Source organism: Streptacidiphilus sp. EB103A (assembly GCF_041261405.1).
In the GTDB taxonomy this organism is placed as follows: Bacteria; Actinomycetota; Actinomycetes; order Streptomycetales; family Streptomycetaceae; genus Streptacidiphilus.
The window spans coordinates 152595-171333 of record NZ_JBGCAQ010000016.1; the positions used below are offsets into that span (position 1 = coordinate 152595).

Below are 18739 nucleotides of genomic sequence, written 5' to 3' on the forward strand. Positions count from 1 at the left end.
GGCGTGCACGAGACCATCCAGGCGGTCATCCTCGGGCTGCTCACCGGCGGCGTCTACGCGCTGATGGCGAGCGGCCAGACGCTGATCTTCGGGGTGCTGAAGGTGGTGAACCTGGCGCAGGGGGCGCTGGTGATCCTGGCGGCCTATCTCAGCTCCAGCCTCTTCGCCTCCTTCGGCATCGACCCGTTCCTCACCGTGCCGATCGTGGCGCCGGTGATGTTCCTGCTGGGCGTGGCCGTGCAGTGGTGCCTGCTGCGGCCGCTGCACCGCTCGGACGCCTCGCAGCTGTCGCTGCTGGTGACCTTCGCGGTGGCGCTGGGGATCGAGGGCCTGCTCGCCCTGGTCTACAAGTCCGACTACCGCACCATGCAGCCGAGTTATGCGAACGACTCCTGGACCGTGGCCGGGTACCAGATCGGCGAGGTGCGGCTGGCCGCCTGCCTGCTCTCGCTGGCCACCCTGGGCGCGCTCGCCCTGCTGCTGAACCGCACCCGCTTCGGCCGCGCCGTCCGCGCCACCGTGCAGAACCCGACCGCGGCCCGGCTGCTGGGCGTCGAGAGCACCCGGGTGGCCGCGCTCGGCTTCGGCCTGGGGGCGGTCACCGCGGCCGCCGCCGGCGCGGTCTACGGGATGGTGTACTCGTTCAACCCCAACAGCCACTACGACCTGATCTCCCGACTGCTGTCCATCGTCATCCTGGGCGGACTCGGCAGCCTGGGCGGCACCGTCGTCGCGGCGCTCGCCATGGGCGTGCTCTCGGCGCTGGTCGGTGCGCTGGTCTCACCGGTGTGGTCGGACTTCAGCTTCTTCGTGGTCCTGCTCGCGGTCCTGCTGGTGCGTCCGCGCGGGCTGTTCGGGGCGCGGCTGCGGGGGGCGCTGTGAGTGAGGCTGTGAGGGGCGCACTGAACGGCGTACTGAAAGGCGCGCTGAGGAGCGCCCCGAGAGGCAGTGCCAGGACGGCCGTCGCGATCGCCGCCTTCCTCGCCGTGCTCGCCGTGTTCCCCTTCCTGGTGACCGCGCCCTGGGTGCTGACCATCGCGCTGTTCACGCTGATGTACGCGGTGCTGGCCAGCGCCTGGAACCTGGTCGGCGGCTATGCCGGCTACCCCTCGCTGGGCCATGCCGCCTTCTTCGGGCTGGGCGCCTACACCGAGGCGATCTGGTTCGAGCACCACGGCATCGGCTCCGGGCTCACCCCCTTCGCGGTGCTGCCGCTGGTCGGCCTGGTGGTCGCCGCGGCCGGCCTGCCGGTCGCCTGGATCGCCATGCGGACCCGCTCCGACGTCTTCGCCATCGTCACCATCACCCTGCTGTTCGTCGCCCAGACCCTCGCCTACAACCTGCGCGGGATCACCCACGGCGCGCAGGGGATGGCCATGCCGGTCCCGAACTTCGCCCCGGCCACCTTCGAACGGCCCTTCTACTACGCGATGCTGGCCCTGCTGGTGTTCGCGCTGGTGCTCTCCCACGCCGTGCTGCGCAGCCGGCTGGGGCTGGCGCTGCTGGCGATCCGCGCGGACGAGGACAAGGCGCGCGGGGTGGGCGTGCCGGTGGGCACCGCCAAGCTCGGCGCCTTCGCGCTGTCGGTGGGGATCACCGGCATGGCCGGGGGAGTGTGGGCGTACTACCTCTCCTTCATCTACCCGCAGTTCGCGGTGGACCCGCTGGTGACCATCGCCATGGTGCTGATGGTCTTCCTCGGCGGGCGCGGCACGCTCTGGGGGCCGGTCCTGGGTGCGTTCATCGTCGCCCCGGCGCAGCAGTACCTCGCCTACCAGTACGGGGCCAACCAGCTCTACCTGATCGGGTACGCCGCGCTGTTCGTCGTGATCATCCTGGTGCTGCCGCGCGGCATCCTGCCGACCCTGGGGGAGCGGTGGCGGAAACGGCAGCTCCGCCTGCCCGCCGACGTCGCCGGGGAGCAGCCATGACCGCGCCGCTGCTGGAGGTCCGCGGGCTGGACAAGCGCTTCGGCGGGGTCGCCGCCGTCGACGGCTGCTCCCTCACTGTGGAACGGGGCACGGTCACCGGACTGATCGGCCCCAACGGATCGGGCAAGACCACGCTCTTCAACCTGGTCACCGGCTACCTCCGGGCCGACGGCGGCGACGTCCTGCTGGACGGACGCCGGATCGCCCGGCCCGACCCGTCCCGGCTGTACCGGCGCGGACTGTGCCGCACCTTCCAGCAGCCCCGGGTCTTCCCGGACCTCACCGTGCTGGAGAACCTGCTGGTCGCCTCCGGCCACCCCTGGCCCGCCCTGGCCGGCCCCCGGGCCCGCGCGGACGACCGGGCCCGGGGCGAGGCGCTGCTGGCCGAGTTCTCCCTGGCCGGCCTGGCCGACGACCCCGCCGAGGAACTCTCCTACGGCCAGCGCAAACTGCTGGAGTTCGCCGCGCTGCTGATGAGCTCACCGCTGCTGGTCCTGCTCGACGAGCCCACCGCCGGGGTCAACCCGACCATGGTGCGCACCATGGAACGGCACATCCGGGCCCGGCACGCCGCCGGGACCACCTTCCTGGTGGTCGAGCACGACATGGGTCTGGTGATGCGGCTGTGCGACCCGGTGGTGGTGATGGACGGCGGGCGCGTCATCGCCCAGGGCCCGCCCGGTTCGGTGCAGACCGATCCGCAGGTCCTCGACGCCTACCTGGGGAGCTGACGCGGTGTCGGTGCTGCTCGAACTGCGGGGCGTGACCGCCGGCTACGGCGCCGGGGACGTGCTGCGCGGCGTCGACCTGACGCTGGACCAGGGCGAGGTGCTGTGCCTGATCGGACCCAACGGCGCGGGCAAGTCCACCGTGCTCAGGGTCGTCAGCGGGCTGCTGCGGACCGGCCGGGGCCAGGTGCTGCTGCACGGCGAACCGGTCGACCGGCTCTCACCGCGCGAGCGGCTGCTGCGCGGCATCGTGCAGGTGCCGCAGGAACGCAGCCTGTTCCCGGCGATGACCGTCTGGGACAACCTGCTGATGGGCGGCTACCTGCTGGACGGCACCCGCAGCGGACGGCGCGAGGTCCGCCGACGCGCCGACGCCCTCGCCGAGCGCTTCCCGCTGCTGGCCAGGCGGCGCCGGGCCAGCGCGGGATCGCTGTCCGGAGGCGAGCAGAAGCAGGTCGAACTGGCCCGCGCGCTGCTGCTGGAACCCGCCCTGATGCTGCTGGACGAGCCCTCCATCGGGCTCGAACCCCGGGCCCGCAGGGCGGTCTTCGACACCGTCGGCGCACTCGCTGCCGACGGCCGCACCATCCTCCTGGTGGAGCAGAACGCCCGCTCCGGGCTGGCCGCCGCCGACCGCGGCGCCGTCCTGGAGAGCGGCCGGGTCCGGCTGACCGGCAGCGGCGCCGAGCTGCTGGCCGACCCCCGGGTGGCCCGGCTCTACCTGGGGGCGGGCGGGGACCCGCCCGCACAGCAGAAGGAGGTGAGCCGTTGAACGAACCGTTGAACGAGCCATCGAACGAGCCGACGAACGCCACGAACACGCCACCCGACGCCGGTCTCCCCGGCACCGGCTGGATCGGCACCGGACGGATGGGCTTCGCCCTGGCCGGCCGGCTGCTCGATGCCGGGCACCCGCTCCTGGTGCACAACCGCACCCGGGCCAGGGCCGAGCCGCTGGCCGCGCGCGGAGCGGTGATCGCCGACCGGATCACCGATCTCGCCGGCTGCGAGACCGTCTTCACCATGGTCGCGTCCTCCCCGGACTTCGCCGAGGTCACCCTCGGCGAGCACGGCCTGCTCAACGGTGGGACCGCGCCCCGGGTGCTGGTCGACTGCTCCACCGTCGACGCCGAGGTCTCGGCACGGGTCCGGGCCGCCGCGGACCGGAAGGGGACCCTGCTGCTGGCCGCGCCGGTCAGCGGCAACCCCGGCGTCGTCGCCGCGGGCCGGGCCAGTTTCGCCGTCTCCGGGCCGGAGCAGGCATACCACGAGGTCCGGCCGCTGCTGGCCGCGCTGGGAACGGCGGTGACCTATGTGGGCGAGGGCGAGGCCGCGCGCCTGGTCAAGCTCTGCCACAACATCCTGCTCGGCGTCCTGGCCCAGTCCCTGGTCGAGGTCACCGTCCTGGCCGAGAAGCACGGTGTGCCGCGGGCGGCCTTCCTGGAGTTCCTCAACTCCTCCGTACTGGCCTCGGCCTTCACCCGTTACAAGGCCCCGGCCCTGGTCCACCTGGACTTCACCCCCACCTTCACCACCACGCTGCTGCGCAAGGACCTCGACCTCGGCCTCGCCGCCGCCCGCGGCGCCGAGGTCCCGATGCCGATCGCCGCCGCCGTGCACCAGCTGGTGCAGGTCGCCGTCGGCGCCGGCCACGGCGAGCAGGACTTCGCCGCGCTGCTGCTGGAACAGGCCAGAGCGGCGGCGCTCACGCTCGTGCCCGAGTCCACCGAGGTCGACTCAGGTCTGTGAAGACCGAGAGGGAACACCGAGAGGAGCCAGCCATGCTGACGAATGGTCAGCTCACCCCCGCGCCGGGCCGCACCGCGGTGGACTTCGAGCAGCGGGTCGACTTCGCCCGGCTGCGCGACTACCGGCTCGCCCGCGCCCGCGCCGCGCTGGACGCCTCCGAGCTGGGCGCGCTGCTGGTCTTCGACACCAACAACATCCGCTACCTCAGCTCCACCGTCATCGGCGAGTGGGCCCGCGACAAGTTCACCCGCTACTGCCTGCTCACCCGCACCGGCGAGCCGCACGTCTGGGACTTCGGCTCCGCCGCCCGTCACCACGAGCTGTACGCGCCCTGGCTCGCCCCCGGCCACAGCCGGGCCGGGATGCTCGGGCTGCGCGGCGCCATCGGCGCCGAGGCCGGGCTGTTCAACTCCGCCGTCCACGAGATCAAGGACCTGCTCGCGGCCGAGGGCGTGGCCGGGATGCCGCTCGGGGTGGACGTCGCCGAACTGCCCATGGTCTTCGAACTCGCCGCACAGGGCGTGCTGCTGGCCGACGCCCAGCAGGTGATGCTGGACGCCCGGCAGCTCAAGTCCGAGGACGAGATCCTGCTGCTCTCCAGCGCCGCCGCCATGGTCGACGGCGTCTACCAGGACATCGCCGAGGCGCTGCGCCCCGGCATCCGCGAGAACGAGATCGTCGCCCTCGCCAACAAGCGGCTCTACGAGATGGGCTCCGACGACGTGGAGGCCATCAACGCGGTCTCCGGGGAGCGCTGCAACCCGCATCCGCACAACTTCTCGGACCGCCTGATCCGCCCCGGCGACCAGGCCTTCTTCGACGTCATCCAGTCCTTCAACGGCTACCGCACCTGCTACTACCGCACCTTCGCGGTCGGCAGCGCCACCCCGGCCCAGCGCGACGCCTACACCAGGGCGCGGGAGTGGATCGACGCCGCGATCGAGCTGGTCAAGCCGGGCGTCGGCACCGACCGGATCGCCCGGGTGTGGCCGGCCGCCACCGAGTTCGGCTTCGCCGACGAGATGGCCGCCTTCGGCCTGCAGTTCGGCCACGGGCTGGGACTCGGCCTGCACGAGCGGCCGATCATCAGCAGGCTCAACTCGCTGACCCACCCCGTGGAGATCACCGAGGGGATGGTCTTCGCGCTGGAGACCTACTGCCCCGCCACCGACGGCTACTCGGCGGCCCGGATCGAGGAGGAGATCCTGGTCACCGCCGACGGACCGCGGGTGCTGACGCGCTTCCCGGCCCAGGAACTGTTCGTCGCCAACCCGTACTGACGCTGTGTCAGGAAGGCGCAACCCATGACCCAGGAACAGCACCTCCACCAGGATCTCCCTCAGGACGTCCAGCTGGACCTCTACCGCAGGCAGGCCGAGGTCCGGGTCTTCGAGAAGCGCGCCTACGACCTCTTCCTGCAGAACCTGGTCAAGGGCACCAGTCATCTCTCCCTCGGGCAGGAGGCCATCGCGGCCGGCTTCGGCACCGCCATGCGCGGCGACGACTACACCTTCGCCACCTACCGGGGCCACGCCCACACCCTGGTCCGGGGCGTGCCGATGGCCGCGGTGATGGGCGAACTCCTGGGCCGGGAAAGCGGACTGATGGCGGGCAAGGGCGGCTCCATGCACCTCACCAGCGTCGAGCACGGGGTGATGGGCTCCTACGCCATCGTCGGCGCGCACCTGCCGATCGCGGTCGGCGCGGCCTGGAGCGCCCAGTACCGGGGGAGCGGACAGGCGGCGGTGTGCTTCTTCGGCGACGGCGCGACCAACATCGGCGCCTTCCACGAGGCGCTCAACCTGGCGGCGGTGTGGCGGCTGCCGGTGGTCTTCGTCTGCGAGAACAACCTCTACATGGAGTACACGGCGATCGCCTCGGTCACCGCCGTCCCCCGCCCGGCCGCCGACCGCGCCGCGGCCTACGGACTGGAGCCGCTGGTGGTGGACGGCAACGATGTCGAGGCCGTGTACGGGGTCGCCCGCACCGCACTGGAACGGGCCCGCACGGGGTCGGGCCCCAGCCTGGTCGAGGCGCTGACGTACCGTCACGGCGGCCACTCCCGGGCCGATCCGGGCAAGTACCGTCCGGCGGCGGAGGTCGAGGAGTGGCTGTCCCGCGACCCGGTCACCGGCTACCGCGAGCGGCTGCTCGGGCGCGGCATCCCGGCGAAGATCCTCGACGACATCGACAGGGAGGTGCGGGCCGCCGTAGACGCCGCCACCGAGGCGGCCAAGTCCGCGTCGGCGCCCGCGCCGGAACGACTACTCAGCCAGGTCTGGACCGACGGAGGCTCCTCATGGCGCAACTGACCTACCGCGACGCCGTACGCCGGGGCATCGCCCAGGAGATGCGCCGGGACGAGCGCGTGGTGCTGATCGGCGAGGACGTCGCCGCGGCCGGCGGGGTGTTCAAGACCACCCCCGGGTTGCTGGAGGAGTTCGGCCCGCGCCGGGTGCTCGACGCGCCGATCAGCGAACAGGCCATCCTCGGCGCGGCCATGGGCGCGGCGATGACCGGACTGCGGCCCATCGCGGAGATCATGTTCAGCGACTTCCTCGCAGTCTGCTGGGACATGGTGGCCAACGAGATCGCCAAGACCCGTTATATGACGGACGGTCAGGTCTCGCTGCCGCTGGTGATCCGCACCGCCAACGGCGGCGGGCTGCGCTTCGGCGGGCAGCACTCGCAGAGCGTGGAGAACTGGGCGATGGCGGTGCCGGGGCTGAAGGTCCTGGTCCCGGCCACACCGGCGGACCTGATCGGGCTGCTGGCCGCCGCCGTGCGCGATCCGGACCCGGTGCTGATCTTCGAACCCAAGGCGCTGTACCCGGTCCGCGGCGAGGTCCCGGACGGCGACCTGCTGGACACCCTCGGCACCGCACGGGTGCTGCGGGCCGGCGGCGACGCCACCCTGGTCGCGGTGGGGGCGATGGTCCCGCGCGCGGCCGCGGCGGCCGAACGGCTCGCGGCGGAGGGCATCGAATGCACCGTGGTCGACCTGCGCTCGCTGGTCCCGCTGGACGTCCGCACCCTGCTGGACGCCGTGGCCGTGACCGGCCGGCTGTTCACCGTGGAGGAGAACCCGCGGCTGTGCGGCTGGGGCGCGGAGATCGCCTCGATCGTCGCCGAGGAGGCGTTCGGCGCGCTCACCGGGCCGATCGTCCGGATCACCACACCGCACGTCCCGCTGCCCGCCGCAGACGCCCTGGAGGACCTGGCCCGGCCCTCCGTCGACCGGATCACGGACACGGTGCGCAAGGCGCTGGGGTAGCGCGCCGGGTCGGCTGCCGGTCGGGGTCGGCCGGGTCGGTTCAGCGGCCCCAGCGGCGCTGCTCCTCCATGCGTCGGCGGACCACGGCGAGGTCGATCAGGGCGATCACCACGAAGCCCGCGCAGATCGCCGCGTACACCGCGAAGAACTCTCGCCCGGGGCTGCTGCCCGGCTCGGCGGCAGCCGCCAGCAGGCAGAAGACGACCGTCCCGGCCAGGAACAGCGCGCCGAAGGCCCGGGCCAGCATCCGCCGGGCGGGGAGGTCGCTGCGCGCGGTCAGCGGCTCCGTACCGTCGTTGGCGAAGCGCCGCAGCTCTCCCCGGGTCAGGCGTCGGCTGTGGTCGAAAAGGTGGCCGCCGATGTGTCGCATGGGAACCTCCCAGGACTCTCGCCAGGACCCCTACCCGGCCCCGCCGAACGGAACACCGGCGGTCAGCCGGACAGCGCTCCCGGCCAGGGACCAGGTGCGACCGCGACCTGCTGTTCGGCCGTCTCGGTGCGGTACACCCGCAGTCCCCGGGCCTCGTAGTTGCGCAGCGCGGCCGGGCCGTCCAGGGAGCAGGTGTGCACGGTCACCCGCTGCGTGCCCGGCAGCGACGGATGGCGCTCGTCCAGGTCCCAGGCGCGCCGCAGGCCCTCGCCGAGCAGGTGGCCGCCGATGCGCCGGCCGATGAAGGCCGGCAGCAGCCCGAAGTAGGCGATCTCCACGACGCCCCCGTCGTGCGGCTCCAGCTCGACGTACCCGGCGGGGGTGCCGCCGACCCACGCCACCCAGAGCTCCACACCGGGCTTGGCCAGGTACTGCTCCCACTGCGCGTAGGTCCACGGCAGCCGGTCCGTCCAGGACCAGGCGCCGCCCACCGCCGTGTAGAGGAAGCGGGCGAACTCCGGTCCGGCCGACTCCGCCCGCACGACCCTCACATCCAGATCCCCAGGGGCCGGGACGGCACGGACCTCCTCGGCGGAGCCCTGCTCCAGGTGCCAGGTGGTGACGCTATCGGTGCTCTCCACCATCGGCATGCTCCTTCGACGTTCCCACGACTACCGGAACTGATCGTAGAACCCGCGTCGTGGCTGCTCACACGGGGGCAGGGCAGCCCCGTCGCCGAACAGATGGGTCCCGTCGGAGCGTAGCCGCCCACGCTCAGGCGGTGGCCAGCGCCTTCCCCGCTGATCCCAGTGCGCCCAGCAGTGCCGCGACCGGCGTCACCCGGGTCTGGTCGGGCCAGAGCAGAGCGAAGATCCTCCGGGTCGGCCAGCCTCGCAGCGGTCGCGCCACCACCCGCGGATCGGTGTGGGCGTTGACGCCGAGGTCGTTCATGATGGCGAGCCCGATCCGGTTGGCGACCAGGGAGTGGATGGTGAGCTGGTCGTCCGAGGTGGCGGCGATGCGCGGGCTGAACCCGGCTTCCTGACAGGCCGCCAGAAAGCGGGTGCGGCCGGTCTCCAGGACCCAGCGCTCGCCGGCGAGATCGGCCAGGGCGACGGCGGACGAGGTGGCCGCGGGGTGGTCGGCGGGGAGCAGCACGCACCGCCGGTCGGTGAGCAGCGGGACGCGGTGCAGCCTCGGGTCCGCAGGCTCCACGCCGTCCTCGCCGGCGAACGTCTCGTCGAGGTCGCACATCACGGCGAGGTCGACCTCGCCGCTGAGTACCAGCCGCTGCGAGACCGCGCACTCGGTCTGTGTCAGCACCACCTCCAGCTCGGGGTGGGTGCGCCGCAGGGCGCCCAGTGCGGCGGGTACGAGCCCGACGCACCCGCTCTGGAACGCGGACAGCCGTACCTGGCCGCCCCCCGCCGTGACCAGGGACGACAGCTCGTCCTCCGCGGTGCGCAGCGCGGCCAGTACCGTCTCGGCGTGCCGGGCGAGCGCCTGTCCGGCCGCAGTGAGCCGTACGCCGCGTCCCTGCCTGGTGGTCAGCGGGGCGCCCACGGACCGCTCCAGGGCACGCATCTGGTAGCTCACCGCGGGCTGGGTGTAGCCGAGGGCCTCGGCTGCGGCGGTGTAGGTCCCGGTGCGGGCCACCTCGGCGAGGACCTGCAGTTGTCGGGGATCGTACATGCGCCCAGCATAGGGAGACACATAAAGAGAATCCATGAATTGTCGAGAAAACCCTCATTGGACCTATGGGTCGATCCTGGCCATGCTCGTCGCATGCCCGCTGAGTCCGCGAACGACGTCCTGCTCCGGCTGGCCGACGTCAACAAGTCCTTCGGGGCGCACCAGGTGCTGTACGACATCGACCTGGAACTGCGCTCCGGCGAGGTCGTGGTGCTGCTCGGGGCCTCCGGCTCGGGCAAGTCGACACTGATCCGCTGCGTCAACCGGTTGGAGACCCCGGACTCCGGGGAGATCAGCCTGGACGGCGTGCCGGTCCCGGTGGAGGGCCGTGAGCTGGCCCGGATGCGCTCGCAGGTGGGCATGGTCTTCCAGTCGTTCAACCTCTTCGGCCACCGGACCGCGCTGCAGAACATCACCATGGCCCCGGTCCGGGTGAAGGGCGTACCGAAGGTCCAGGCCGAGGAACGGGGACGGGCGCTGCTCGACCGGGTCGGCCTGGCCGGCAAGGCGGACGCGTATCCCTCGCAGCTCTCCGGGGGCCAGCAGCAGCGGGTGGCGATCGCCCGCGCGCTGGCGATGGAGCCCCGGCTGCTGCTTTTCGACGAGCCGACCTCGGCGCTCGACCCGGAGATGATCAAAGAGGTCCTCGACGTGATGGCGGAGCTCGCCGCGGAGGGGATGACGATGCTCGTCGTCACGCACGAGATGGGCTTCGCCCGCCGCGCCGCCGACCGGGTCGTCTTCCTGGACGCCGGCCGGATCGTGGAGACCGCGCCGCCGGAGGAGTTCTTCGCCAACCCGCGCACCGAACGGGCCCGCGACTTCCTGTCCAAGATCCTCAGCCACTGAACTCCGTGAACCACCGAACCCTATGGAGGGTCCGTAGATGAGAACGACCGCATCCCGGCGCGTCCTGACCGCTGTCGCCCTGGCGGCCTCTTCCGCCGCTGTCCTGACGGCCTGCGGCTCCGGTTCCTCGTCGTCACTGCCCCCTGCCGCCGGGGCGAGCAGCACCGGGAGCGGTAGCGGCGCCTCCTTCCAGCAGGTGATCGACGACGCCCCGGTCGCCGCCGCGTCCGACATCCCGGCCGGCAGCCCGATGGCGGCGATCAAGGCACGCGGCGATCTCGTCGAGGGCGGCACCGACACGTCCGCGCTCTTCTCCCTCACCGACCCGGTGAGCGGCAGGACCACCGGCTTCGACGCCGGCCTCGCCGCGATGCTGGCCAAGTACATCACCGGCCAGCCCAAGGTGAAGCTCGTCCAGGTGCAGGTCGCCACTCGCGAGGCCCTGCTCCAGAACGGCACGGTGGACGCCGTGTTCGCGACCTACACCATCACCCCCAAGCGGGCCACCAAGGTCGCCTTCGCCGGACCGTACTACACCTCGGGCGACGCCATCCTGGTGAAGAAGTCGGACAGCTCCATCACCAAGGTCGCCGACCTCAACGGCAGGACCGTCTGCACCGAGTCCAGCTCCACCGCCGCGGCGGACATCAAGAAGTACGCGCCCTCCGCCAAGCTGGTCCTCTTCGACCAGAACTCCCAGTGCGTGAGCGCGGTCGAGCAGGGCCGCGCGGACGCGTACGTGCTCGACCAGGCGCTGCTGCTCGGCGACGCCTACCGCGAACCCACGAAGGTCAAGGTCGTCGGCCAGCCCTTCACCACCGAGCCGTACGGCATCGGCCTGCCGCTCAACTCGCCCGCGATGAAGACCTTCGTGGACGCCTGGCTGAAGAAGATCGAGGCGGACGGCGAGTGGGCCAAGCTGTGGCAGGCCACCATCGGCACCACGCTCGGCGGCTCGGCCCCGACCCCGCCCGTCGTCGGCTCCGCGGCCGGCAGCTGAGGCTGAAGGAGACCTGACGTGGCGTGGAGTTCCCTGGGGCACGGCCTGCTGTTGACGCTCGGGCTGATCGGCCTGGCGTTCGCGGGCGCGCTGGCGCTGGGCGTGCTGCTGGCGGTCTGCCGGATCTGTCCGGTGCCGCCGCTGCGCGCCGCCGCCACCGCCTATGTCACGGTCTTCCGCAACGTGCCGCTGCTGGTGCTGCTGGTGCTGTTCACCTTCGGGCTGCCCAACGTGGGCCTGCTCGTGCCGCTGTTCGCCAACGCCGCGCTGGCCATGGCGCTGTACTGGGCGGCGTTCGTCTGCGAGGTGGTCCGCAGCGGGGTACGGACCGTCCCGCGCGGACAGGTCGAGGCGGCGCGGGCCCTGGGGATGACGTTTCGTCAGATCCTCGGCCAGGTGGTGCTTCCGCAAGCGCTGCGGGCCATGGTGCAACCGCTGGCGAACGTCTTCATCGGGACGGCGCTGTCCACCTCGCTGGCCGCGGCGGCGGGGGTTCCCGAGATCACCACCTGGTACGAGAACCAGGCGAACCTCGCGGACGCCCCGATCACCGCCTTCGCCGTCATCTCGGCGATCTACGTGGCCATTACCCTGACGTCCGGACTCCTCGCCGGGCGCATCGAGCGGAAGGTGGCGATCCGGCGATGAGTTCCACCAGCAAGAGCGCAGGCGACGACCTGCTCTTCGACGCGCCCGGGCCGCGCGGCAGGCGCCGGATCCGCAGCGCCACCGGCCTCTCGTTGCTGGCCCTGGCCGCTCTCGCGGACTTCGTCTGGCACCAGTTCGACGTCAACGGCCAACTCGCCGCCGACCAATGGCAGATGTACAGCACGTGGCCGATCATCAACTACCTGCTGGTCGGCGCCGAGAACACCCTGCTGGTCACGGCCGTCTCCGCGGCTCTCGCCTTCCCGCTGGGCGGGCTGCTGGCCCTCCTGCGGCTCAGCCGCCACGCCCTGCCGCGTGCGCTCGCCCGCGGGTACGTGGAGTTCTTCCGGGCGCTTCCGCTGCTCCTGCTGCTGTACCTGTTCCTCTTCGGCCTGCCCCGGCTGGGACTGACCCTGCCGCCGTTCTGGCAGTTGGTGGTGCCGATCGCGCTGACCAGCGCCGCCGTCGTCGCGGAGCTGGTCCGGGCCGGCGTGGGCGCGCTGGACCGGGGCCAGGGCGAGGCGGCGGAGAGCCTGGGCATGACCCACTGGCAGTCCATGCGCTGGGTGGTGCTGCCGCAGGCGGTGCGGCGGCTGGTCCCGGCCCTGGTCAGCCAGCTGGTACGGCTGCTCAAGGACTCCGCGCTCGGCTACGTGGTCAGCTACCTGGAACTGCTGCACCGCTCGCAGGTGCTCGGCGAGTACTACCACACGGTGCTCTCCTCGTACCTGGTCGTGGCGGCCGTCTTCATCCTGGTCAACGCCTCGCTGTCGAAGACGGCGAGTTGGCTCGAACGCCGAGTGTGACGCAGCTTGTCACGGCGCCGTCGGACCCGACCGTTACCCCACCCACCCGTTGTACCCACGAAAGGCTCTTGTCGCATGTGCCGCCTGCTCGGCGTGGTCTCCCGTGGCCATCGGCCGCTGACCGACACGCTCTCCGGACTGCTCGACCCCTTCACCGCGCTCTCCTGCGAGCACGCCGACGGATGGGGTGTCGCCGCCTGGCGCGACGGCGAACTCTCGGTCGCCAAGGACACCGCACCCGCGCACACCAGCCCGGAGTACGCACAGGCACTGGAGACCGTCACCGACGCCGCGCTGCTCCACCTGCGCATGGCGTCCCCGGGCCTCGCAGTGGAAGCACGCAACACCCACCCCTTCACAGCCGGCACGCTCGCCTTCGCGCACAACGGCAACTTCTCCCCGGTGGACGCCCTGGACGGTCTCATCGACGCCGAGATCCTCGCGGGAGCCGCCGGCAGCACCGACTCCGAACGCTACTTCCTGCGGGTGCTCACCCGGCTGCGCGGCGGCGACCCGGACCCGGTGGACGCCGTCGCCCGCACCGCCGCCGACATCCGCGCCCGCGCCTCCTTCAGCAGCCTCAACTGCCTGCTGCTCACCCAGGACGCCCTGTACGCGTACGCGGAGCAGGACCCGGCGTCGGAGGTCAGCCGACGCCGCGGCCCGGAGTTCTTCCAGCTCTCCTACCGGATCCGCGGGGACGGCGTGGTGGTGGCGTCCAGCGGGATGGGCGCGGGGGACGGCTGGCAGCCGCTGCCGTACGGCCAGGTGCTGGAAATCCGCCGGGCCGACCTGCGGGTGTCCACGCACTCGGTCCTGACCGGGGTATGACTGCGCCGAGCAGCCATACCCTTCAGGGAATTGTCGATCGGTCCTGCTTGCCGCAGCCTCGTGTCTCCGAGGGATTTCGAAGGGGAGCAAGGGCATGACCAACGTTGACGTGCAGCACTTGGCCGACCGCTACATTGCCCTGTGGGTCGAGCCGGACACCGCGTTGCGGCGCGGGGCGGTCGAGAGCCTGTGGGCGCCGGACGGGGCTCATGTGCTGCACCCGCCGGTGGCGATCCGGGAGGCCGCTGACTCGCTGGGATTCGCTTCGGGCTCGCTGCGGGCCTGCGGACACGATGCCATCGAGACGCGGGTCGTCCGCAGCTACGAGAAGTTCGTCGCTTCCGGCGAGTACACCTTCCGGTCCAGGCAGGATGCCGTCGGTCTTGAGGACGTGGTGAAGTTCAGCTGGGAGATGGTGCCGGTCGCCGGAGGCGAGGCGGTCGGCGGGGGAGTCGAGTTCCTGGTCCTCGACCAGGACGGACGGATCTCCGCCGACTACATGTTCCCGGGGCTCTGAGGCTCACCTCCACCGGCGGCGGCTCCTTCGACAACTGGACGCCACCACCGGTGTGCGGCTCAGCCGGGGAGCTGCTGCAGGGTCCAGCCGTTGCCGTCCGGGTCGGTGAACGCGGCGTAGGAGACGGTCGGCTTGCCCGGCGCGCTCATGTCCTCCACTTCGGCGACCTCGACTCCCCGCCCGACCAGCTCGGCCCGGGCGGCGTGGATGTCGTCCACGACCAGGTGCAGGCCCTGGACCGAGCCGGGGGGAGTGCCGACGATGCCGACGCCGAAGGCGACCGAACAGGCCGACCCCGGCGGCGTCAGCTGGACCACGCGGAACGAATCGTTGGGGCTGAAGTCGAGGTCGACCTTGAAGCCGAGCCGGTCGGCGTAGAAGGCCTTGGCGCGGTCGACGTCGGCGACCGGGAGCGGAATCAGTTCGAGGCGGTAGTCCACGGCGGTGGTTCCCTTCACTTCACGAGGTCTGACGGTCAGTCTTCACCCGTGAGTCGAAACCGGCAGCCCGGAATCGACATCAGGGACGGGCGGGCGTCCGGGTCCGGCTGTCGTGGGTCTGCTCAGCGGACGAGGGCCTCGGACGCGGTCCACAGCCGGGCCGCGTTCTCCCGGTCCAGGGCGTACGGGGCGACGCCGGCAACGGCGCCGGCCCGCTCGCTGACCGGCTCGGCCTGCGCGCAGTCCTCGAAGTAGCGGCCGGTGACGCCCTCCACCGTCGGCGAGGCGGCCAGCAGCACCGAGGTCGCGGCGCCCTGCTCCACGGTCTTCTGCGGCGGCAGCGCGATCGCTCCGGCGGCGATGAAGTCGGCCACCTGCTGCGGGTCCATGTGCCTGGCCAGGGACGTGTCGCCGATATTGCCGGGCATCAGGGCGTTGGCGGTGATGCCGTCCCCGGCCCATCGCTCGGCGGCGCCGACGGCGAACAGGGTGTTGGCGGTCTTCGACTGCCCGTAGGAGGTCCACGGGTCGTAGGGGCGGAAGCGGTAGTCCAGGTCGTCGAGGACGACCGGTGAGAAGAGGTGGCCGATGGAACTCACCGAGACGATCCGGGCGCCGTCCGCCGTCGCGAGTGCCCGGTGCAGGCCGGTGGCGAGAGCGAAGTGGCCCAGGTGGTTGACGGCGAACTGCATCTCCTGGCCGTCGGCCGTGCGGGTGAGTTCCGGCAGGGCCATCACTCCGGCGTTGCCGACCAGGATGTGCAGTGGTCCCTGCCAGGCGGCGACGAAGGCCGCGACCGTCGACCGGTCGGCCAGGTCGAGCTGCTGAACCGTCAACTGCCCTGATTCAGAAGGCAGTTCCGCCTTCAGTCGGGCCGCCACCCGGGCCCCGGCCCCGGTGTCCCGGACGGCCAGGGTGACGTCGGCGCCCGCCGCGGCCAGCGCCCGGGCCGTCTCCACCCCGATCCCGGAGCTGGCTCCGGTCACCACGGCCCGACGGCCGTGCAGGTCGACGCCGTCGACCACCTCGGCGGCGGTTGTGCTGGCCCCGAACGTGCGGGTCTTCTGGGGTGCGGACATGCGATGGGTCTCCTTGTGTTGTGGTTCGGACTGGGCCCGGCCGGCTCTCAGCCGTTGAGCGTCCCCATGAACTCGGGTGCGTAGCGGTCGCCGGTGACCACGCCGTGCGGGGCCACCGCCTCGATCGCGGCGATGTCGTCGGCGGTCAGGGCCACCTCGGTCGCGGCGACGTTCTCCTCCAGGTAGCGGCGGCGCTTGGTGCCGGGGATGGCGACGGCGCCCTGGTGCTGGACCCAGGCGAGGGCCAGCTGGGAGGGGGTGACGTTCTTGTCGGAGGCGATGCGGCGGACCTCGCGGACGACGTCCAGGTTGCGGTCGAAGTTCTGGCCCTGGAACCGGGGGTCGGTCCGGCGCCAGTCGTCCGCGGCGAAGTCGTCCGGGCTGGTGATCGCGCCGGACAGGAAGCCGCGCCCCAGCGGGGAGTAGGCGACCAGGCCGATCCCCAGCTCCTGCAGCGTGTCGCGCACCCCGTCCTGCTCGATGCCGCGCTCGAAGAGCGAGTACTCGGTCTGGACGGCGGTGATCGGGTGGACGGCGTGGGCGCGCCGGATGGTCTGCGCGGAGGCCTCGGACAGGCCGATGTAGCGGATCCTGCCTTCGGCGACCAGCTCGGCCAGGGCGCCGACGGTCTCCTCGATCGGCACCTTGGGGTCGATGCGGTGCAGGTAGTACAGGTCGACATGGTCGGTGCCCAGGTGCCGCAGCGAGCGGTCCAGGGCATGGCGGACGTACTCGGGCCGACCGTTGAGGTCGAGCACCCGGCCGTCGTCGGTGATCTCGACACCGGTCTTGGTGGCGACCACGGCGGCATCCCGGCGCCCGGCCAGCGCCTTGCCGAGAAGCTGCTCATTGACGAAGGGGCCGTAGCTCTCGGCGGTGTCCAGCAGGGTGACGCCGAGCTCCAGCGCGCGGTCGATGGTGGCCAGCGACTCGGTCTCGTCGGTGGCGCCGTAGAAGGCGCTCATGCCCATGAGTCCGAGGCCCTGGGCCCCGACGGTCAGGCCCTGGCTGCCCAGTGTGCGGTGTTCCATGAGGATCCTCTGATCTGTAACTAACTGGATGGATACTAACGTAGGTCTGCGAACCGCCTATGTCAATAACTGGATAGTTAATTGCTACAGTGGCAGGCATGCCACGCGACTCCAGTGCCACCAAGGCCCGGCTGCTCGACGCCGCCTTCACCGAATTCGCCGCCTACGGCATCGCCGGGGCCCGGGTGGACCGGATCGCCGAGGCCGCGGGGGCGAACAAGCGGCTGATCTACGTCTACTTCGGCAACAAGGAACAGCTGTTCGACGAGGTTCTGCAACGGGCGCTCACGGCGGGCGCCGAGTCGGTGCCGTTCGACGTCGAGGACCTGCCCGGATACGCCGGTGCGATCTTCGACCACCTCGTCGCCCGGCCGGACCTGATGCGCCTGCGTCTATGGAAACTGCTGGAGCGCCCCTCTGCCACCGGACTCGAAAAGGATGCCTTCCGAGGCAAGGCCGCCGAGGTGGCCGAGGCGCAGCAGCGTGGCGAGCTGGCGCAGGAGATGGAGCCCGCGGATCTCCTGACCATGGTGCTCGCCGCGGCCCAGGCATGGTTCTGGGCCGCCGACGGCGCCGGCCCGGAAGAGGTCAGTCAGTCCTGGCCGCAGGAGCGGCTTGCCCTGCACCGCTCAGCGGTCGTCGAGGCTGCCCGCCGTATGAGCGAGCCGAAGACCGCCGGCGCATAGCGGCGGCGGCGTGGTACGGCCCTGGGTGGCTGGTCCGTCCGGGTGATCCGCTCCCTGGCCGGCGGACTGCGGATGGCCGTCATCCCGCTCGTCACCGAGGCTGAGGGTGTACGCCCACGCGGGGCGCGGTGAGGGGAGTGCGGCTTGGTGGTTCCCTTTCGCCGCGTTGCGGACCGGTTGCACCGGCGGGTGGAGCGACTGCGCACGCGAGCGGAGGAGCTGCGCGCACTGGCCGAGCGGCGGATGCCGGTGCTGACCGAGCTGACGGACCGTCTGCTGTCGGCCAACCTGCTCGACGCCGGGACCAGACTGGCCGCGCAGGCCTTCCTGACCTCCGTACCGCTGCTCTTCGCGCTGGGGGCGTTCGCGCCGCAAGGGGTCCGCGATCAGCTGCTGCATTCGCTGCGCTCGGTGTTCGGGCTGACCGGTGCGTCGGATCAGCAGCTGAACGCGGCGATCAGCGGCAGCACCGGTGACGAGCAGCTTCGCCAGACCACCGGGACCATCGGCCTGCTGATGGCCCTGGTGTCGTCGACCAGCTTCAGCCGGGCGATGGCCCGCGTCTGCGAGCGCGCCTGGCAGCTCCCCAAGTCCGGGACCAGGATCGCCGCCTGGCGCTGGCTGCTGTGGGTGGTCACGCTGATGGCGATGGTCCTCGTCCAGGGGCCGCTGCGGGACGGGTTCGGGGTCGGGATCTGGCTGGGAGTGCCGGTGAGCTTCCTGGTCGGACTGGTGGTGTGGTGGTGGACCCAGCACCTCCTGCTCGCCGCCCGCGTCGGCTGGCTGTCGCTGCTGCCGGGAGCGCTGCTGGCATCGGCGGCGATGTCCGCCCTCGCGCTGACCGCGCGCATCTACATGCCGAGCGCGCTGAACCGCTCGCTGTCCGCGTACGGCTCCCTAGGACTGGTGCTGGCGGTGCTGTCCTGGCTGATCGTCCTGTGCGCCGCCGTCACCTTCGCCATCACCATCGGCGCGGTCCTCGCCCAGGAACCCCCGCTCAACCGCTACCTGGGCGCGAGCAAGCCGACCTGACCGAAGCGCAGGACGACTACCGGCTGCGCATGCAGCGCTGCGCGCTCCAGCCACGATATTCGCCACCGCAAGCGCC

General features: G+C 71.6%; 22 protein-coding genes. 16 read left to right on the forward strand and 6 right to left on the reverse strand.

The window, feature by feature from the left end:
• Window positions 1–3: 3 nt before the first annotated feature.
• The 8 genes from ABH941_RS26220 to ABH941_RS26255 are packed head-to-tail and all read left to right on the forward strand — an operon-like array spanning window position 4 to window position 7682.
• Window positions 4–882, forward strand: coding sequence for a branched-chain amino acid ABC transporter permease (locus ABH941_RS26220; protein WP_370131963.1), 879 nt, complete (start codon window positions 4–6; stop codon window positions 880–882).
• Complete coding sequence (locus ABH941_RS26225) at window positions 879–1931, forward strand: branched-chain amino acid ABC transporter permease (protein WP_370131964.1); 1053 nt, start codon at window positions 879–881, stop codon at window positions 1929–1931. The genes ABH941_RS26220 and ABH941_RS26225 overlap by 4 nt, the downstream gene beginning before the upstream one ends.
• Window positions 1928–2662: an ABC transporter ATP-binding protein gene (locus ABH941_RS26230; protein WP_370131965.1), complete on the forward strand. Its 735-nt coding sequence runs from the start codon at window positions 1928–1930 to the stop codon at window positions 2660–2662. The genes ABH941_RS26225 and ABH941_RS26230 overlap by 4 nt, the downstream gene beginning before the upstream one ends.
• Window positions 2663–2666: 4 nt before the next feature.
• Window positions 2667–3431 (forward strand): ABC transporter ATP-binding protein, encoded by a 765-nt coding sequence (locus tag ABH941_RS26235; protein WP_370131966.1) that lies wholly within the window; start codon window positions 2667–2669, stop codon window positions 3429–3431.
• Window positions 3428–4408, forward strand: a complete 981-nt coding sequence (locus ABH941_RS26240; protein ID WP_370131967.1) for an NAD(P)-dependent oxidoreductase — start codon at window positions 3428–3430, stop codon at window positions 4406–4408. Before ABH941_RS26235 ends, ABH941_RS26240 begins: the two co-directional genes overlap by 4 nt.
• 32 nt (window positions 4409–4440) lie before the next feature.
• A complete protein-coding gene (locus tag ABH941_RS26245) occupies window positions 4441–5688 on the forward strand; it encodes a M24 family metallopeptidase (protein WP_370131968.1) in 1248 nt (415 codons plus the stop codon).
• A gap of 24 nt (window positions 5689–5712) precedes the next feature.
• Window positions 5713–6720: a thiamine pyrophosphate-dependent dehydrogenase E1 component subunit alpha gene (locus tag ABH941_RS26250; RefSeq protein ID WP_370131970.1), complete on the forward strand. Its 1008-nt coding sequence runs from the start codon at window positions 5713–5715 to the stop codon at window positions 6718–6720.
• Window positions 6708–7682, forward strand: coding sequence for an alpha-ketoacid dehydrogenase subunit beta (locus ABH941_RS26255; RefSeq protein WP_370131972.1), 975 nt, complete (start codon window positions 6708–6710; stop codon window positions 7680–7682). Before ABH941_RS26250 ends, ABH941_RS26255 begins: the two co-directional genes overlap by 13 nt.
• 40 nt (window positions 7683–7722) lie before the next feature.
• On the opposite strand, the gene ABH941_RS26260 is transcribed toward ABH941_RS26255, so the two are convergent.
• The 3 genes from ABH941_RS26260 to ABH941_RS26270 form a co-directional block, all read right to left on the reverse strand.
• Window positions 7723–8052 (reverse strand): hypothetical protein, encoded by a 330-nt coding sequence (locus ABH941_RS26260; RefSeq protein WP_370131973.1) that lies wholly within the window; start codon window positions 8050–8052, stop codon window positions 7723–7725.
• A gap of 62 nt (window positions 8053–8114) precedes the next feature.
• Window positions 8115–8696, reverse strand: a complete 582-nt coding sequence (locus tag ABH941_RS26265; RefSeq protein ID WP_370131974.1) for a GNAT family N-acetyltransferase — start codon at window positions 8694–8696, stop codon at window positions 8115–8117.
• 130 nt (window positions 8697–8826) lie between these two features.
• Window positions 8827–9744 carry a LysR family transcriptional regulator gene (locus ABH941_RS26270; RefSeq protein ID WP_370131975.1) on the reverse strand — a complete coding sequence of 306 codons (918 nt, stop codon included), beginning with the start codon at window positions 9742–9744 and terminating at the stop codon, window positions 8827–8829.
• Between the two features lie 93 nt (window positions 9745–9837).
• Here ABH941_RS26270 and ABH941_RS26275 point away from each other — a divergent pair, with 93 nt between their 5' ends.
• The 6 genes from ABH941_RS26275 to ABH941_RS26300 all read left to right on the forward strand — a co-directional run bounded on the left by ABH941_RS26275 (window position 9838) and on the right by ABH941_RS26300 (window position 14395).
• On the forward strand, window positions 9838–10593 hold the full coding sequence (locus tag ABH941_RS26275) for an amino acid ABC transporter ATP-binding protein (protein WP_370131976.1): 756 nt from the start codon (window positions 9838–9840) through the stop codon (window positions 10591–10593).
• A gap of 37 nt (window positions 10594–10630) precedes the next feature.
• Window positions 10631–11593, forward strand: coding sequence for a glutamate ABC transporter substrate-binding protein (locus ABH941_RS26280; protein WP_370131977.1), 963 nt, complete (start codon window positions 10631–10633; stop codon window positions 11591–11593).
• Window positions 11594–11611: 18 nt separating this feature from the next.
• Window positions 11612–12241, forward strand: coding sequence for an amino acid ABC transporter permease (locus ABH941_RS26285; protein WP_370131978.1), 630 nt, complete (start codon window positions 11612–11614; stop codon window positions 12239–12241).
• Window positions 12238–13047 carry an amino acid ABC transporter permease gene (locus tag ABH941_RS26290; RefSeq protein ID WP_370131979.1) on the forward strand — a complete coding sequence of 270 codons (810 nt, stop codon included), beginning with the start codon at window positions 12238–12240 and terminating at the stop codon, window positions 13045–13047. The genes ABH941_RS26285 and ABH941_RS26290 overlap by 4 nt, the downstream gene beginning before the upstream one ends.
• Window positions 13048–13122: 75 nt before the next feature.
• On the forward strand, window positions 13123–13878 hold the full coding sequence (locus tag ABH941_RS26295; protein WP_370131980.1) for a class II glutamine amidotransferase: 756 nt from the start codon (window positions 13123–13125) through the stop codon (window positions 13876–13878).
• A 94-nt stretch (window positions 13879–13972) separates the two neighbouring features.
• Window positions 13973–14395, forward strand: a complete 423-nt coding sequence (locus tag ABH941_RS26300; RefSeq protein ID WP_370131981.1) for a hypothetical protein — start codon at window positions 13973–13975, stop codon at window positions 14393–14395.
• 59 nt (window positions 14396–14454) lie between these two features.
• On the opposite strand, the gene ABH941_RS26305 is transcribed toward ABH941_RS26300, so the two are convergent.
• The 3 genes from ABH941_RS26305 to ABH941_RS26315 form a co-directional block, all read right to left on the reverse strand.
• Complete coding sequence (locus ABH941_RS26305; protein WP_370132063.1) at window positions 14455–14835, reverse strand: VOC family protein; 381 nt, start codon at window positions 14833–14835, stop codon at window positions 14455–14457.
• Window positions 14836–14957: 122 nt separating this feature from the next.
• The gene (locus ABH941_RS26310; RefSeq protein ID WP_370131982.1) at window positions 14958–15914 is read right to left on the reverse strand and encodes an SDR family NAD(P)-dependent oxidoreductase; all 957 of its coding nucleotides are present in this window, start codon (window positions 15912–15914) and stop codon (window positions 14958–14960) included.
• A 47-nt stretch (window positions 15915–15961) separates the two neighbouring features.
• Complete coding sequence (locus ABH941_RS26315; protein ID WP_370131983.1) at window positions 15962–16945, reverse strand: aldo/keto reductase; 984 nt, start codon at window positions 16943–16945, stop codon at window positions 15962–15964.
• A gap of 98 nt (window positions 16946–17043) precedes the next feature.
• Between ABH941_RS26315 and ABH941_RS26320 the strand changes: the two genes are divergently transcribed.
• Window positions 17044–17631, forward strand: a complete 588-nt coding sequence (locus ABH941_RS26320) for a TetR family transcriptional regulator (protein WP_370131984.1) — start codon at window positions 17044–17046, stop codon at window positions 17629–17631.
• Window positions 17632–17778: 147 nt separating this feature from the next.
• Complete coding sequence (locus tag ABH941_RS26325) at window positions 17779–18663, forward strand: YhjD/YihY/BrkB family envelope integrity protein (protein WP_370132064.1); 885 nt, start codon at window positions 17779–17781, stop codon at window positions 18661–18663.
• The last annotated feature ends 76 nt before the right edge of the window (window positions 18664–18739 follow it).